Genomic DNA, 15070 nt, shown 5'->3' with positions numbered 1-15070 from the left:
TGCCTCGCGCGAGTTCGACGTTGGCGAGATTGCGGTAGGCGTCGACAAACTGCGGCGCCAGCTCAATGGCGCGGCGCGCCAGCGTCTCCGCCTCGGCAAAGCGCTGTTGCGCACTGAGCAGCGACGCCAGATTACTGTGCGCGTCGGCACGCTCCGGATCGCACTCAAGGGCGCGGCGATAGTGTGTCTCGGCGGCGGCCAGACGCCCCATCAGACGCGCGGTATTGCCGAGATTGTTCTGGGCGTCCGCCGACGCCGGCATCAGTTCGCTCACGCGCGTGAGACATGTCAGACTCTCTTCGAGTTGCCCGGTCTCCTGCAACACGATTCCCAGGTTGTTCCATCCGGCAACGAACGCCGGATCGACCTCGACGGCCCGGCGAGCCGCCGCCAGCGCCTCGTCGAGACGCCCCGCCTGTCGGCACATCTCGGCGAGATCCGACCAACTGGACGCAGGCGCATCCGGTGTCCGGCAAGTCACCCGAAGATGGTCGATGGCCATGGCAGGCTTGCCATAGGCATGCGCCATCAGGCCCAGCAGATAGTGCGCGTCGGGATGCTCGGGCGACACTTCCAGCACGCGTCGGCACAACACCTCTGCCTGCGGGGCCTGCCCCGCCTGCCAATGCGATTGCGCCAGCGCAACCGCCTGCGCGAAAGTCAACGTGCCGGGGGACGACGAAGGAGAAGACATCGGACAAGAATTGGGGGGAACGGTGGGCACTGCGCGATACTTTCACGGCGGTCGCAGCCCTGTCAATGACTGCGACCGCCGGCACTGTGCACTGTCCGAACGTGCCAGGCAATCAGAAACGCTGCTGCACGCGCACGATACCCGTGTGCGACACGAAGCCCGAGCCCGCTTGCAGGTCGTAGCGAATCGACGCGCCCTTTTGGACTGCGCACGCGAGATCTACCTGATGTGACTATGCATCGACGCGTTGCCGCCCTCGGCGCGCGTCACGGGCTTGCGCTACACTCGCCTGACCTATCAAAGACAGGAAATTCCCATGAGCACGAACATCGAAACCATTGCCGTCAATCGCAATGACGGCGCCACCGCAACGCTGGGCGATTACGCCGGCAAAGTGCGTCTGGTCGTCAACGTTGCGTCGAAGTGCGGCCTGACGCCGCAATACGAAGGCCTCGAGCGTCTGTACGAAGAGAAACGCGCCGCCGGCCTCGAAGTACTGGCCTTCCCCGCGAACAATTTCAAAGGTCAGGAGCCGGGTACCGACGCCGAAATCCTCGATTTCTGCACGACGCAATACAACGTCACGTTCCCGCTGTTCGCGAAGCTCTCAGCGTTGGGCGACGATCGCCACCCGCTCTACACGGCGCTCGTCGCGGCACAACCCGAGGCCATTGGCGAAGGCCCGTTCCGTGAGCGTCTGAAAGGATTTGGTGTCGAGCGGGAGAACCCCGCCGATGTGCTGTGGAACTTCGAGAAGTTCCTGATCGGCCGTAACGGTCAGGTCGTGGCCCGCTTCTCGCCGGACGTAAAGGCCGACGATCCGCGTCTCGTGGCTGCCATCGACGCCGAATTGGCCAAGTAAGCCCCGCACAGGGGACTCATCATCCCCTGAGTCGCACGCGCGTCTGGATTCGTGTCGTGACGGGTCAAGACCGCGCGATGGCCGATAGCTGGCGTTCACCCAGCGGCGTGACACGCAATACGCGCGGCTCACGCGTAGGTTCGAGCCACTTGGCTTGAAGGCATGTGCCGAGCAATGCCGCGCCCAGTGCGCCGCCGAGATGCGGTTTGCGCTCGCTCCAATCGGGGCAGGTGCAGGCGAAACGCCGGCGGCGGGCACGGGCGGAAGTCACGTCGACGCCAAGGGCCGTAAGGCCCGTGGTGCCCGCATCGGTCAGCGCAACATCGCTGCCGTCGATTCGAAGCCAGCGGTGCGCTCGCATCCGCTCGAAGAGCGCTACGGCGATCTCTCCGGCAAGATGGTCGTAACAAGTGCGCGCGTGACGTAGCGGGACGGGTGTGGCACGGCTGACCGGCACCGCACGCGGGCGCAGCTCTCTCGTTGCCAACACGGCGCTGGCCAGGGCTTCGATGGCGGCCGCCGTCTCCGGCGTAGCGATCCGGAAATATCGGTGCCGTCCGCGCGCTTCTTGCGCAAGCACGCCGCCATCCACAAGACGCGCCAGATGCCCGCTGGCGCTGGAGGGGGAAAGCCCGGCGATCAACGCCAGTTCTCCCGCCGGGCGAGCCGAACCATCCATCAACGCCCAGAGCATGGTCATGCGGCCCGCGTCCGCGAGCAGCGCCGCCAGCGAACTGACGCCGGGGGCATGATCTCTTGCGATGTCCACAGACAGACTCCCGTAAAGCACATGAGCCGCAGTATAGGCCCGCGAATGCGATCGACACTTCAGTGCGTCATGAAGCATGTCGGACCGATCACGCCTGAAGATAGGCGCCGTCGAGACCTTCCGTAGAGACGCCCTGCCATGTTCGCTGCCAACGTCGATGTCGCTACCGTACCGCCTCCGGCCAATGCGTTGGCTGCGGTCGTCCACCCGAATCCGTACCCATACTACGAGTCGCTCGCGCAGCAGCGTCCGTTCGACTTCGACGCCTCGCTGGGCATGTGGGTCGCCGCCGGGCCGCAAGCATTGGCGGCAGTGCTCGGTCACCCCGCCTGCGGCGTTCGGCCTGACGGAGCCACGGTGCCCGCAGCCTTGGCCGACGGTGCCGCCGGCGACTGGTTCGGTGCGCTCGTCCGCATGAACGACGGGGTCGCGCATGCCGCAATGAAACCGTGGTTGAAGACACGCCTCGCCGCGCTACACGCCGATCACGCCACGCTCGCCGCACTGCGAGAGGCGAGCCAGGCCGCCTGCTCGGACGCCTACCTCGTGTGCGGCGAAGCCCTCCCCGCCCGCCTCGACGACTTCGTCTTTCGTCAGCCGATTTACGCACTCGCCGCCTGGCTCGGTGTTCCTTCCCCGCAGTGGGCGGACGTTTATGACGACGTCCGAAAGCTGGTCGCCGCCATGGCCGAATCAGCGAAGCCCTCGCCGTGTGCCGACGTGTTGGCGCGCGGACATAGCGCCGCCACAACGATGCGAGGCCGTGCGATACGCTGGCTCGAGCACCACGCCGGCTCGAACACCTGGTTGCACGACACCGCCCGGCATGCCGCACGCGACGACGCCGTCGACTATGGCGTTCTCACGGCGAATATCGCCGGCCTCTTCACGCAAACGCACGACGCCTGCGCGGGACTCGTGGCCAACAGTTTGCGCAGGCTTGCGCGGCACACGTTGCCAATACCGCCGGCCGACGCCGCCCGCATAGCGCTTCCGGCCAATCTGCGTGTCGCCACCGCGGCTGTCGGCGACGTCATCCGGCTCGATCCACCGGTGCAGAACACCCGGCGTTTCCTGCACGCGAGTGCCATCGTCGGTGAGCGGACGCTGGCGCGCGACGACTCGATACTCGTCGTGCTTGCCGCAGGATCTGCCGTTGCCTCGCCTGAAAGCCCCGCGTGGACCTTCGGACACGGCACGCACACATGCCCCGGACGCTCGCCTGCCAGTACGATCGCAGCCGTCGGCGTACAAACGATGCTCGACAGCGATGTCGATCTCGTGTCGATCGCCAACGGCATCGCCTATCACCCGCTCGGCAATGTTCGCATCGCGCGTTTTCACGAGGACGGCCCGTCGTCGTGACACACGCCTTTCGCCTGATCGGCTTTAGTTTTATTTGATGGAACATAAATTCCACCAGACAAAACAAGCTTGACCGCCTGAAGCCCCTGTAAACACAAGGCTTTGCGCGACGATACGGCTCCATTCCGGGATTTCGGGCAGGATGGCGGTTTCCTTTCGCGCATCGGCGTCACGACGTCCGGACGCGCGACCGTTTCGACTTCCGCTGCTCTCATGTCCGACACACTCACTGACGGCATGCCCATGCCCGCCCGGCTCTGGGCCATTGCAACCGTCATGCTCGCCATCTCGCTCTCGGTGCTCGACAGCGCCATTGCGAACGTCGCGCTGCCCACCATCGCACGCGATCTGAACGCGAGTCCGGCCACGTCGATCTGGATCGTCAACGCCTACCAGCTCGCCATTACCATCTCACTGCTGCCGCTTGCCGCGTTGGGCGAGATCGTGGGCTATCGCCGCGTCTACACCGTCGGCCTGGCACTCTTCACGCTCGCCTCGCTGGCCTGCGCCCTCTCGGACTCACTCGTCACGCTCACGTTCGCACGCGTGGCGCAAGGCTTCGGTGCGGCCGGCATCATGAGCGTGAACACCGCACTCGTGAAAGCCATCTACCCGGCGCGCTGGCTCGGGCGCGGGGTCGCGCTCAACTCGCTCATCGTGGCGGTGTCGTCCGCCGCGGGTCCGACGATTGCCGCCGGGGTGCTGTCCATCGCGCACTGGCCGTGGCTCTTCGCCATCAATGTGCCGCTCGGCATCATCGCCTTAGCCATCGCCGTGCGCTCGCTGCCCGACACCGCCCGCGCCTCGCATCCGTTCGATTGGGCCGGCGCCGTGTTGAGCGCGCTCACCTTCGGGTTGCTCATCTCCGGCATCGACGCTTTCGGGCACGGGCAAGAATATTGGCTCGTGGCCGTCGAACTGGTTGCCGCCATCGCCATCGGCACGGTCTTCGTGCGACGCCAACGCACCCAACCCGTCCCGCTGCTCCCCGTCGACCTGCTGCGCATCCCGATTTTCGGGCTGTCGATCTGCACCTCGATGGCGTCGTTCTGCGCGCAAATGCTCGCATTCGTCTCACTGCCCTTTTTCCTTCAGGACACCCTCGGCTTCGATCACGTTCAGACCGGCTTGCTGATGACCGCGTGGCCGCTCACCATCGTTGTCGTCGCGCCGCTGGCCGGACGTCTGCTCGAGTACTACAAGCCAGGCCTGCTGGGCGGAATCGGTCTGGCCGCGCTCGCACTCGGCCTGCTCGCGCTCGCCCTGTTACCCGCACATCCGCATCCGATCGATATCGTCTGGCGCATGGCGCTGTGCGGTTTCGGCTTCGGCCTCTTCCAGTCGCCCAACAATTACGCGATGATCATGTCCGCCCCGCCCCATCGCAGCGGCGGCGCCAGCGGCATGCTGGGCACGGCACGCCTGACCGGACAGACGACCGGTGCCGCGCTCGTCGCCCTCGTTTTCAGCGTTTCGCCGGAAGGCTTCGGCACCCGGGCGTCGCTGTACCTCGCCGCCGCGTTCGCGGCGGTAGCCGCCGTGGTGAGCAGCCTGCGCACATTGCCGTCCGCCCAGCCGGACGCAAAATCGACCCGCGGATGACCGCCGCGCACGGGCGGTCCCGACAGGTTCACCCGGCCGTCCACCCGGCCGTGCTACACTGCCGACCTTTTACGGCTCGCCTGCGTGGGCCGCAAACGCCATGAGTTTTTGCGCCATCGATTTCGGCACTTCGAATTCCGCCGTCGCCGTGCAAGACGGCGCGACCATGCGTCTGGTCGAACTGGAAGCCGGCTACGGCACGCTGCCGACCGCCGTATTTTTCAACGCCGACGAAGGCGGCCGTGCCTCATTCGGCCGTCAAGCCGTCTCCGATTATGTCGATGGCTACGACGGGCGCCTGATGCGCTCGCTCAAAAGCCTGCTGGGCTCATCCCTGATCGAAAGCACCACCGATCTCGGCAACGGCTCGGCGATGCGCTACATCGATATCATCGCCACATTCCTGCGCCATCTGCGCACACACGCGCTCAAGACCGACGGCGGCGATCTGCGCCAGGTGGTCATGGGCCGCCCGGTGTTCTTCGTCGACGACGACCCGCGCGCCGACGCCGCAGCGCAGCGCTCGCTCGAACAAAGCGCGCGCGACGTGGGATTCCAGGACGTCCAGTTCCAGTTCGAGCCGATTGCGGCCGCATTCGATTACGAGTCGCGCCTGACCAGCGAGCAGCAAGTCCTTGTCGTCGACATCGGCGGCGGGACGTCGGACTTCTCGCTCGTTCGCGTCGGACCGGAGCGCGCTCGCCATCTGGAGCGCAAGGGCGACGTGCTCGCTCACCATGGCGTACACATCGCCGGCACCGACTTCGACCGGCGCATCGAGCTGGCCACGATCCTGCGCGAACTCGGCTACAAAGCGCTCGGCCCGGACGGTAAGGAAGTGCCCAACCGGATCTATTTCGATCTGGCGACGTGGCATCTCATCAATACCGTCTACACGCCCAAGCGCGTTGGCGAACTCGCGCTTACGGCGCATCTGTACGCCGATCCGGCGCATCACCGACGCCTCATGCGAACGGTGGAGCAACGCCTCGGGCATGCGCTCGTCGGTCATGCCGAAGACGCGAAGATCGAGGTGTCATCGGGCGGTGAGACGTGCATCGACCTGTCCCTGATCGAACGCGAGTTGGCCATTGCGTTCTCGGAAGCGGGACTGATCGAAGCGGTCAGCGACGAAATCGCGAGCATCGCCGCAGGCGCCGTGCACACGGCTGCGCTGGCGGGATTGCGCGCCGAGGATGTCGATGCCCTCTATTTCACGGGCGGCTCCACCGGGCTTCGCTGCCTGTCCAGCGCGATGTGCGCGGCCTTCCCGAAAGCCACGCCGGTCTTCGGCGATCGTCTCGCCAGCGTGGCGCTGGGTCTGGGCATTCACGCCAAACGCGTGTTTTCCTGAGCCTCTCCCCCCGCTGGCTCCAGCGCCGTCTGGCGATGGTGAAAAAAAGCGCGCGACCGAAAGGTCTGCGCGCTTTTTTCATGCCATGCGGCAAATCAGGTCGATCCTGTCAGACGAAGACCTGCCAGAGCAACAGCGTCATCGCCAACCCCACGACAGACACGATGGTCTGCAATACCGACCAGACCCACAGCGTCTCCTTCAGCTTGAGTCCGAAGTATTCGCGCACCATCCAGAAGCCGGCGTCGTTGACGTGGCAGAAGAACACCGATCCCGCCCCGATCGCCAGCGCGATGAGCGAGCCTTGCACCGGCGGCAGATGCATCACCAACGGCGCGACGATACCCGCCGTGGTAGTGGTCGCCACCGTTGCCGATCCCGTCGCCTGACGCAACGCCACGGCAATCAGCCAGGCCAGCAGAATGAGTGGCATATGCGTGCCGACGGCTACCTTGCCGATGGTCGTGGCAATGCCCGCTGTCACCAGCGCCTGCTTCAAGCCGCCACCTGCCCCGATCGTGAGCAGCAGCCCGGCAATCGGCGGCAGGGCGCGGCGCAGCGTCTCGCCCACCCGGGCGCGTGGCAATCCACGGCTCCAACCCAGCACGACGATAGCGACGACAACCGTCAGTGCCAGCGCAATGATCGGCTCGCCCAGAAAATTGAGCGCGTCGAACAACGGTGTCTCGGGCGTCAGCGTGATCTTCGCCAGCGTGCGCCCCAGCATCAGCACGACCGGCAACAGAATCACCAACAGCGCCGCCGCAAAGGGCGGTGGCGCTACATCGTCATCGCGCTTGGTGAACAGCTCGCCCAGTTGCTGTGGCGCTTCGACATGCAAACGCGGCGCGAGCCACATGCCATACAGCGGACCCGCCAGAATCACCGCAGGAATGGCGATGAGCAGGCCGAGTCCCATCGTCATGCCCAGATCCGCGTGCAACGCCGAGACGGCAATCAGCGGCCCTGGGTGCGGCGGCACCAGCGCGTGCAGCGTGGTCATGCCCGCGAGTGCCGGAATCGCCACGCGAAGGATTGGCGTATTGGCCCGGCGCGCCATCACGAAGATGATCGGGACCATCATCACCAGACCCACTTCGAAGAACAGCGGCAAGCCGATGATCATCGCGACCAGCGCCATCGTCCACGGTAGCGCCGATCCCTTCGCGAACGTGAGCAGAACCGTCACGATCCGGTCGGCCGCCCCGGTGTCGGCCATCAACGCCCCGAGCATGGCCCCCAGCGCGATGATCATGCCGGCGTCACCCAGCAGGCCGCCCGCCCCCTTGCTGAACGCGCCGGCCACCGCGTCGAGCGGCAATCCCGCGCCGAGACCGGCGATGAACGTGCCGATCAGGATCGACAGAAACGGCGACAGCTTGAGAGCGCTGATGAAGACGATGATGGCCACTAGGCCGACGAGACAGGACAGCAGAAGGCGAGTGTCGTGCGCTGCCCATGGCACGACGTGGTTGACTAGCTCCACGATGATCCTTGGTGACGGGAAACGAGAACACCGGCGCGCAACTTGCGGCCGGTGTGTGCGGGCATTGTGCTACCGGAGGCAACCGCGTGCACGCACGGGCTGCAAGGCCCCGTGACACGGGGCGCGAGGGGGATTGCGGCAAGTTTCGGTCGTCGAAACGTCGCGGCCGCCGGGCCGCGTTACTGGAACGCGACCTCGTTGAAACTGCGCAGCTTGCGACTGTGCAGACGATCCAGACCGTTATCGCGCAACAGTTCCATCGCCTTCACACCGATCTTCAAATGCTGATCGACGCGCTCGCGATAGAAACGGTCCGCCATGCCGGGCAACTTCAGCTCGCCATGCAGCGGCTTGTCGCTCACGCACAGCAGCGTGCCGTACGGCACCCGGAAACGAAAACCGTTCGCCGCGATGGTCGCGCTTTCCATGTCGAGCGCAATCGCACGGCTCTGGCTCATGCGCTGCACCGGCTCGCGGTGATCGCGCAACTCCCAGTTGCGATTGTCGACCGTGACCACCGTGCCCGTGCGCATCACGCGCTTGAGTTCGAAGTCGTCGAGTTGCGTGACGTCGGCCACCGCACGCTCGAGCGCGACCTGCACCTCTGCCAGCGGCGGCACCGGCACCCACAGCGGCAGATCGTCGTCGAGCACGTGATCCTCACGCACGTAGCCGTGCGCGAGGCAGTAGTCGCCCAGACGCTGCGAGTTACGCAGCCCGGCGCAGTGCCCCAGCATGACCCACGCATGCGGGCGCAGCACGGCAATGTGATCGGTGATGGTCTTCGCGTTGGACGGTCCCACGCCGATGTTCACCATCGTGATACCGGTGTTGTCCGGGCGCACGAGGTGATACGCCGGCATTTGCGGCAAACGCGGTGGCGGCGTGCCCTGCGAGTCGCGCGCGTCGATATTCTGATTCCAGTGCGTGACGTTGCCCGGCTCCACGAATGCCGTGTACTGGCTGCGGTACTCGCGCGTTGCAGCATCGTCCGTTGCGCTCATCAGTTCCCGGCCCAGTTCGACGAACTCGTCGATATAGAACTGGTAATTCGTGAAGAGCACGTAGTTCTGAAAATGCTCGGGCGACGTCGCCGTGTAATGACGCAGACGATGCAGCGAATAGTCGACGCGCGGCGCAGTGAACAACGCAAGCGGCAGGATCTCGTCAGGCAGCGGATCGCGCGTGCCGTTCACGATACTGTCATCCATCGTGGCGAGGTCGGGCACGTCGAAGACCGTGCGCATGGCACGCAAGTGCGTCTGATCGAGATCGCCTTCGAGGTACACGCCGTCCTGATAGGCGAAGTGCACGGGAATCGGCTCGTCTGAGACGCCGACTTCAAACGCCACGCCGTGATTGTGGGCCAGACGCCGGAGTTGCTCGATGTAGTAGCTCTCGAACAGATCCGGCCGCGTGACCGTCGTCTGATAACTGCCGGGGCCGGACACAAAGCCATAGGACAAGCGCTTGTCCAGTTGGGTGATGTCTTCCGTGGTGATGCGAATGAACGGGTAATGCGCGCTCACCCGCCGCGACTGATCTTTCTGCGTGGAAAATCGTTCGAAAGCGGCGCGAAGATACGCCGTGTTGGCATCGTAAATCGTCTTCAGGTAGGCGACGGCTTCCACCGGATCTGCGATCGATCGGGTGGCATGAACCGGTTCTTGTTCGGACATGCGCAAACCTCTTCTGTCTTTTTCATGATGTCGAGTATGCGCCTATTGTGACACGACTGTATGACGTCCGCGGGGCCCCTGCGTCATGCGGAGCCTCGGGGACGAGGCGCCGCACGACGCGGGTAGCAAGGGACGCCGACAGTCGCTGGAAACGATGCCTGCGTCAGTCTTCGAGCCGCACGCCGACCTTGAGCGTGACCTGCCAGTGAGCGACCTTGCCGTCCTCGATATGGCCGCGTGTCTCGATGATTTCGAACCAGTTCAGATTGCGCAGCGTCTTGCTCGCGCGCTCGATGGCGCATTTGACGGCATCGTCGATGGACTTGGGCGACGAGCCGGTCAGCTCGATCTGCTTGTACACGTGATTCGTCATGACAGTCTCCGGGGTTGGTTTGGAGACTTCCCATGCTAGGCGTGTGCTACTGCGGGTGCAAGTCGGCGCATTCCGACAGACGGCCGCCCGGGCCTTCGATGGGATCGGACTCCGTGCTACCGTCATCGCGCTCGCACGCGGTCTGGTCGTGACGCAGCGTCGCCGGCACCACGGTATCGAGCGGCGTCGGCACGACGTTCATGAGATTGCGGCGCACCTTTTGCAGCAATTGCGTGAGCTGCACCGTCTCGAAGGCCGTCAGGCCATGAAGCGCCTCATTGCGCACTTTGTCGGAGAGTGCGCGGGCAACCTGCAACTGCTCGACAGCCGCGCGTGTGATAAACAGACGTTCGATACGAGGGTCTCGCGCGTCAGGACGGCGGCGTACCCAGCCCGCCTCTTCCATGCGATCGAGCATGCGGGCGAGCATCTGCGGCGGGGTTTCGAGAATGTCGCCCAACACTGTCCGACTCACGCCGCGATTGTCGGCGAGGTAGATAAGCAGGCGGCATTGGGCACGCGTCATCGGTAGCGTGCGTCGCGCAAACTGTTCTAAGCGGCGCCCGAACAGACGCTGGACGTCTGCCACGAGAAAGCCGAAACGTTGGGCGGAATCGGACACTTTCATACGTCAGCATTATGCTGAACATGTTAATTAATATCAAGCCGCCAAGGCTGCGGTACGGTGTTTCGCAAGCCGCTTCATGCACGAATGGCCACGGTGTCCGCCGTGGCCATTCGATTTGCCGCCTGGATCGCCCGAAACCCGAACGGCGTTCAGGCAACCGCCGGCGTGTCCGAATCCTGAGCGCTGCCATGCCTCAGCCAGTCGAGCGCGCCCTCGCCCGCCGTCTCCGCCCCCGGCCCGGCGCGGCGTATCGCAACGCCGACCGCCAGCACGTCGATGGCCGCGAGATGCAGAATCCGCGCGATCATCGTCACATGCGCCCCCATCGTCTCGACGTGGTCGTTTGGCAGGACAAGTGTCGCCTTGCGCGCGAGCGGCGAGTTGCGCGCGGTGAGCGCAATCACCTTCGCGCCGCGTGCCACGGCGATGTCGACGGCACGGTTCAGGTCCGCCGAGCGCCCCGATGCGGAAATCGCGACCACCACGTCACCGTCTCCGAGCAACCCCGCCGACGCCTGCAACAGATACGGATCGCCATAAGCGATGGTCGGCATGCCGAAACGGAAGAACTTGTAGTGGGCGTCCTGCGCAATCACGCCGGAATTGCCGAGCCCATAGAACTCGATGCGGTGCGCGCCGTCGAGCAGCGTGACGGCCGCCTCGACCGTGCGTGCGTCCAGATGCTCGCGCATCTGGAGAATCGACGACACGGTGTTGTCGAGCACCTTTGCACTGAACTCCGCCGCCGAGTCGCCCACATGCACCTGTCCGTGACGCACCGGCAGCGTGCCGGTCAACGCACTCGCGAGTTTGAGCTTGAAGTCAGACAGACCCTGGCAGCCGAGCTTGCGGCAAAAGCGGATGACGGTGGGCTGACTCACTCGTGCCAGACGGGCGATTTCCGATACCGGCTCCGCGAGCAATGCGCGCGGCTGCCTGAGCGTGAGTTCCGCGACACGCTGTTCGGCTGGACTCAGCCGGTCGCGCAACCGATGCAGACGGTCGATCAATCCACCCGCCCCCGCCGCATGCGTGCCGAGTTGCTCGGCAAGCATGGCGGAAGTGCCGAGAAACGCCGGGTGATCGGCCGTAATGACGTACGTCGGAATCTTCTTCAAATAGCCTTCGAAACGGCCCTTCGCCTCGAAGCGCTGGCGAAACGGCGAGTTCTCGAACAGCGTGCCGAGCTTCGGGATCACGCCGCCGCCCAGATACACGCCGCCAACCGCGCCTAACGTAACGGCGACGTTGCCTGCGAGCGTGCCGAGCATCGCACAGAAGCAGTCGACCGTCTCACGCGCGAGCGCATCGCCTCCTTGCGCGAGCTTCACGATGGCGGGTGTCTCCAGCGGCTCCACTTCACGCCCTTCACGCCCTTCACGCCGGGCCAACGCCTGATAGACCAGCGCCATGCCGGGCCCGGCAACCAGCCGTTCGAACGAGACATGCGGGAAGTGCTGCCATGCATAGCGCAACACATCGATTTCGCGCTCGTCCGCCGGGGCGAAGGTCGTGTGGCCGCCCTCACTGCCGAGCGCAATCCAGCGATCGCCCGCCGGAATAAGGCCGGACACGCCAACGCCAGTCCCCGGGCCGAGCAGGCCAATGACGCCGTTGGGCTGCGGCTCGCCCGCGCCCACCTGCCGCTTCTGCGTATCCGACAGGTAAGGCAGCGCCATGGCGAGCGCAGTGAAATCGTTGACGACCAGCAATGTCTCGAAGCCCAGCACGCGGCGCGTCGCCTCGATCGAGAAGTGCCAGTCGCGATTTGTCATGCGAATCTCATCGCCTTCGATGGGATTGGCGATGGCAATCGCCGCGTGCAGCACCGGCTCGGCATGATCGGCCTCGTCGAGATAGGCGCGGATGACTTCGGGAACACCGGGATAGTCGTCGCAGGCATAGTCCCGGATCTCGACGAGATCGCCGGGTGCAATTTCCAGTGCGAAACGGGCGTTGGTGCCGCCGATGTCGGCCAGCAGTCGCGGACCGCTCATGTGCGGCGAATTATTCCTCACTCCAGAAGACATCGATCTTGACTCCTTCTCTGTGAATCAGCCGGGAGATGGCGTTGTCCTGTTCCTCGGTTTGCGCGGCTTCCAGCACTTCGCGTTTGGCGGCGCCCTGAATCTGCAGAATGAGGCGCTCGCAAGCCGCCAGTGCCGTGAGCGACCACGACACGCGCAGATGCGGCGCGTGCTGCGGCTGTACGAGGACGAACTTGCGGTGAGTGGTAATCGCCTCGCGCCATTGCGGTGCGTCGGCGAAAAGCGATGCCGTATGCCCGTCCTCGCCCATGCCGAGCACGCACACTTGCGGCACGCCATGCGTCCAGGTGTCGTTGAGGGTTTGCACTTGCAGCGCGGCATCGGTCGCCGTGTCGACAAGCGGCAACCATTGCGCGCCCGTTACGCCGGGCAGCAGTGTCTCGGCGACCAGACGCGCATTGCTATCGGCATGCACAGGCGGCACCCAGCGGTCGTCGACGAGGGTGATGGCAATGTCTCTCCACGCCACGGGCAACCGCGCCAATTGCGAGAGAAATGCCTTGGGACTTGTGCCGCCCGACACGGCCAACAGCGCGCGCGGACGAATGGTCAGCGCTTCGTCGAGCCGTGCGGCAACGGCATTGGCCAGAGCCAGCGCCTGGGCTTCACGTGTAGGGAATATGCGCCAGTGAATCATGTGTGTCTGCCTCCGGTGTCCTTGGCTGCGGACTGGCCGCGCCGAACGATGACCGTGCCCCGCCCGGCGATCCGTCTCAAATATCTTCCTCGACCCAGCTCGCGCCGTACTGCGCCAGTAGCGCACTCGCGGCCGGCGGCCCCCACGTTCCGGCGGCGTAGCGCTTCGGCCCCTTGTGCTGACGCGACCAATATGCCTGGATCGGCGCGACCCAGCGCCACGCCTGCTCCTGCTCGTCTCGCCGGACGAAGAGCGCAAGACGGCCGTTGATGACGTCGAGCAGCAAACGCTCGTAGGCATCCATCCTGTGTCCCTTGAAGAACTGGTCGAACGCCAGATCGAGGTGGACCGATTGCAGATTCATCCCCTCGCCCGGTTGCTTCGCCAGACAGTAAAGGCGGATGGATTCGTTCGGCTGAAGGCGGATCACGAGACGATTGGCGCCAGGGTGCGCCGTGGCCTCGCCCAACAGCGGATACGGCGTCGCGCGATAGTTGACGACGATCTCGGCCACGCGCTCGCCGAGTCGCTTGCCGGTGCGCAGGAAGAACGGCACGCCCGCCCAGCGCCAGTTGTCGATCTCGGCTTTCAGGGCGACAAACGTCTCGGTCTGGCTGTCGGCCGGCACCCCCGGCTCGTCGGCATAGGCCGGCACCGCAGACTTGTCGATGGCACCGCCACCGTACTGGCCGCGCACCACATTGCGGGCGACCGTTTCGTCGTTAAGCGGGCGCAGCGAACGCAATACGCGCAGCTTCTCGTCACGCACGGCGTCGGCATCCATCGACAGCGGCGGCTCCATCGCCACGATGGCCAGCAGTTGCAGCAAGTGGTTCTGCACCATATCGCGCAGCGCGCCGGTCTGTTCGTAGAACTCACCGCGCCCCTCGACACCGATGGCCTCGGCAATCGTGATCTGAATGCTCTCGATCAACTCGCGCCGCCACAAGGGCTCGAAGATGGCATTGCCGAAGCGCAGCGCCAGCAGGTTCTGCACGGCCTCTTTCCCAAGGTAGTGGTCGATACGATAGATCTGGTCTTCACGGAAGATGGCGCCCACGGCGTCGTTGATCGCCACCGACGAGGCCAGGTCATGCCCCAGCGGTTTCTCCAGCACGATGCGGCCGTTTTCGTTGAGCCCGGCGCTACGCAGCCCTTCGCAAATAGGGATGAATAACGAGGGACCGGTCGCCAGATAGAAGATGCGCACGCCCCTGCGCTGTGTCAGACGCTCGGCCAGCGCACCGAACTTCTCCTCGCGGCCGAGATCGAGCGGCATATAGTCGATGGTGGCGAGAAAGCGCTTCCAGGCGTCCTCGTCCCACACGTCGGCCTTGATGTGCTCGCGCACATGCGCCTCACACCACGCACGGTACGAAGCGGCATCCATCGGCTTGCGGGAAATGGCCAGAATGTGGCCGGTATCGGTGGCGGCGTCCGAGCCCAACTGGCCCGTGCGGAACGCCCGGAATAGTGCCGGCAGCACTTTGCGCAGCGACAAATCGCCGGTGGCGCCGAACAACACAAAGGTATAGGGTGAAGGCGTGTTCATAGCGAGCGTGGACTCCGTGCG

General features: G+C 64.8%; 12 protein-coding genes and 1 pseudogene. 4 read left to right on the top strand and 9 right to left on the bottom strand.

From position 1 onward, the window contains the following. Position 1: 1 nt before the first annotated feature. A pseudogene (locus PCO31110_RS26320) lies at positions 2–694 on the bottom strand (tetratricopeptide repeat protein); the annotation flags it as partial. A 316-nt stretch (positions 695–1010) separates the two neighbouring features. On the opposite strand from PCO31110_RS26320, the gene PCO31110_RS24760 reads away from it, so the two are divergent. Then, positions 1011–1556, top strand: a complete 546-nt coding sequence (locus PCO31110_RS24760) for a glutathione peroxidase (RefSeq protein ID WP_010804401.1) — start codon at positions 1011–1013, stop codon at positions 1554–1556. Positions 1557–1620: 64 nt separating this feature from the next. Here PCO31110_RS24760 and PCO31110_RS24755 read toward each other — a convergent pair whose 3' ends face one another. Continuing rightward, entirely contained in the window at positions 1621–2256 is a 636-nt protein-coding gene (locus PCO31110_RS24755; protein ID WP_051126133.1) for an ArsR/SmtB family transcription factor, read from the bottom strand. A gap of 207 nt (positions 2257–2463) precedes the next feature. On the opposite strand from PCO31110_RS24755, the gene PCO31110_RS24750 reads away from it, so the two are divergent. The 3 genes from PCO31110_RS24750 (at position 2464) to PCO31110_RS24740 (ending at position 6646) form a co-directional block, all read left to right on the top strand. Beyond that, a complete protein-coding gene (locus tag PCO31110_RS24750; protein WP_150691684.1) occupies positions 2464–3690 on the top strand; it encodes a cytochrome P450 family protein in 1227 nt (408 codons plus the stop codon). Positions 3691–3903: 213 nt separating this feature from the next. After that, the gene (locus tag PCO31110_RS24745) at positions 3904–5292 is read left to right on the top strand and encodes an MFS transporter (RefSeq protein ID WP_010804404.1); all 1389 of its coding nucleotides are present in this window, start codon (positions 3904–3906) and stop codon (positions 5290–5292) included. A 100-nt stretch (positions 5293–5392) separates the two neighbouring features. Beyond that, a complete protein-coding gene (locus tag PCO31110_RS24740; RefSeq protein ID WP_010804405.1) occupies positions 5393–6646 on the top strand; it encodes an Hsp70 family protein in 1254 nt (417 codons plus the stop codon). Between the two features lie 109 nt (positions 6647–6755). Here the strand turns inward: PCO31110_RS24740 and PCO31110_RS24735 are convergent, their stop codons facing one another. The 7 genes from PCO31110_RS24735 to zwf all read right to left on the bottom strand — a co-directional run bounded on the left by PCO31110_RS24735 (position 6756) and on the right by zwf (position 15049). Beyond that, positions 6756–8132, bottom strand: coding sequence for a GntT/GntP/DsdX family permease (locus PCO31110_RS24735; protein ID WP_150691683.1), 1377 nt, complete (start codon positions 8130–8132; stop codon positions 6756–6758). Positions 8133–8311: 179 nt separating this feature from the next. After that, positions 8312–9811, bottom strand: a complete 1500-nt coding sequence (locus PCO31110_RS24730; RefSeq protein WP_150691682.1) for an AMP nucleosidase — start codon at positions 9809–9811, stop codon at positions 8312–8314. Positions 9812–9974: 163 nt separating this feature from the next. Continuing rightward, entirely contained in the window at positions 9975–10184 is a 210-nt protein-coding gene (locus tag PCO31110_RS24725) for a dodecin (protein WP_010804408.1), read from the bottom strand. 46 nt (positions 10185–10230) lie between these two features. After that, positions 10231–10812 carry a MarR family winged helix-turn-helix transcriptional regulator gene (locus PCO31110_RS24720; RefSeq protein WP_150691681.1) on the bottom strand — a complete coding sequence of 194 codons (582 nt, stop codon included), beginning with the start codon at positions 10810–10812 and terminating at the stop codon, positions 10231–10233. Between the two features lie 149 nt (positions 10813–10961). Beyond that, on the bottom strand, positions 10962–12842 hold the full coding sequence (locus tag PCO31110_RS24715) for a bifunctional transcriptional regulator/glucokinase (RefSeq protein ID WP_150691680.1): 1881 nt from the start codon (positions 12840–12842) through the stop codon (positions 10962–10964). Then, a complete protein-coding gene (gene pgl / locus PCO31110_RS24710; protein ID WP_150691679.1) occupies positions 12820–13497 on the bottom strand; it encodes a 6-phosphogluconolactonase in 678 nt (225 codons plus the stop codon). Before pgl ends, PCO31110_RS24715 begins: the two co-directional genes overlap by 23 nt. A 76-nt stretch (positions 13498–13573) precedes the next feature. Then, positions 13574–15049, bottom strand: a complete 1476-nt coding sequence (gene zwf / locus PCO31110_RS24705) for a glucose-6-phosphate dehydrogenase (protein WP_150691678.1) — start codon at positions 15047–15049, stop codon at positions 13574–13576. Between the last annotated feature and the right edge of the window lie 21 nt (positions 15050–15070).

The organism is Pandoraea communis (assembly GCF_902459745.1).
Classification (GTDB): domain Bacteria; phylum Pseudomonadota; class Gammaproteobacteria; order Burkholderiales; family Burkholderiaceae; genus Pandoraea; species Pandoraea communis.
This window is presented reverse-complemented; position numbering and strand designations above follow the sequence as displayed.

Coding starts and splice junctions, on each gene's coding strand:
- PCO31110_RS24740 (WP_010804405.1), top strand. CDS start 5,393: ATGAGTTTTTGCGCCATCGATTTCGGCACTTCGAATTCCGCCGTCGCC.
- PCO31110_RS24750 (WP_150691684.1), top strand. CDS start 2,464: ATGTTCGCTGCCAACGTCGATGTCGCTACCGTACCGCCTCCGGCCAAT.
- PCO31110_RS24715 (WP_150691680.1), bottom strand. CDS start 12,842: ATGTCTTCTGGAGTGAGGAATAATTCGCCGCACATGAGCGGTCCGCGA.
- zwf (WP_150691678.1), bottom strand. CDS start 15,049: ATGAACACGCCTTCACCCTATACCTTTGTGTTGTTCGGCGCCACCGGC.
- PCO31110_RS24720 (WP_150691681.1), bottom strand. CDS start 10,812: ATGAAAGTGTCCGATTCCGCCCAACGTTTCGGCTTTCTCGTGGCAGAC.
- pgl (WP_150691679.1), bottom strand. CDS start 13,497: ATGATTCACTGGCGCATATTCCCTACACGTGAAGCCCAGGCGCTGGCT.
- PCO31110_RS24745 (WP_010804404.1), top strand. CDS start 3,904: ATGTCCGACACACTCACTGACGGCATGCCCATGCCCGCCCGGCTCTGG.
- PCO31110_RS24760 (WP_010804401.1), top strand. CDS start 1,011: ATGAGCACGAACATCGAAACCATTGCCGTCAATCGCAATGACGGCGCC.
- PCO31110_RS24725 (WP_010804408.1), bottom strand. CDS start 10,184: ATGACGAATCACGTGTACAAGCAGATCGAGCTGACCGGCTCGTCGCCC.
- PCO31110_RS24730 (WP_150691682.1), bottom strand. CDS start 9,811: ATGTCCGAACAAGAACCGGTTCATGCCACCCGATCGATCGCAGATCCG.
- PCO31110_RS24755 (WP_051126133.1), bottom strand. CDS start 2,256: ATGACCATGCTCTGGGCGTTGATGGATGGTTCGGCTCGCCCGGCGGGA.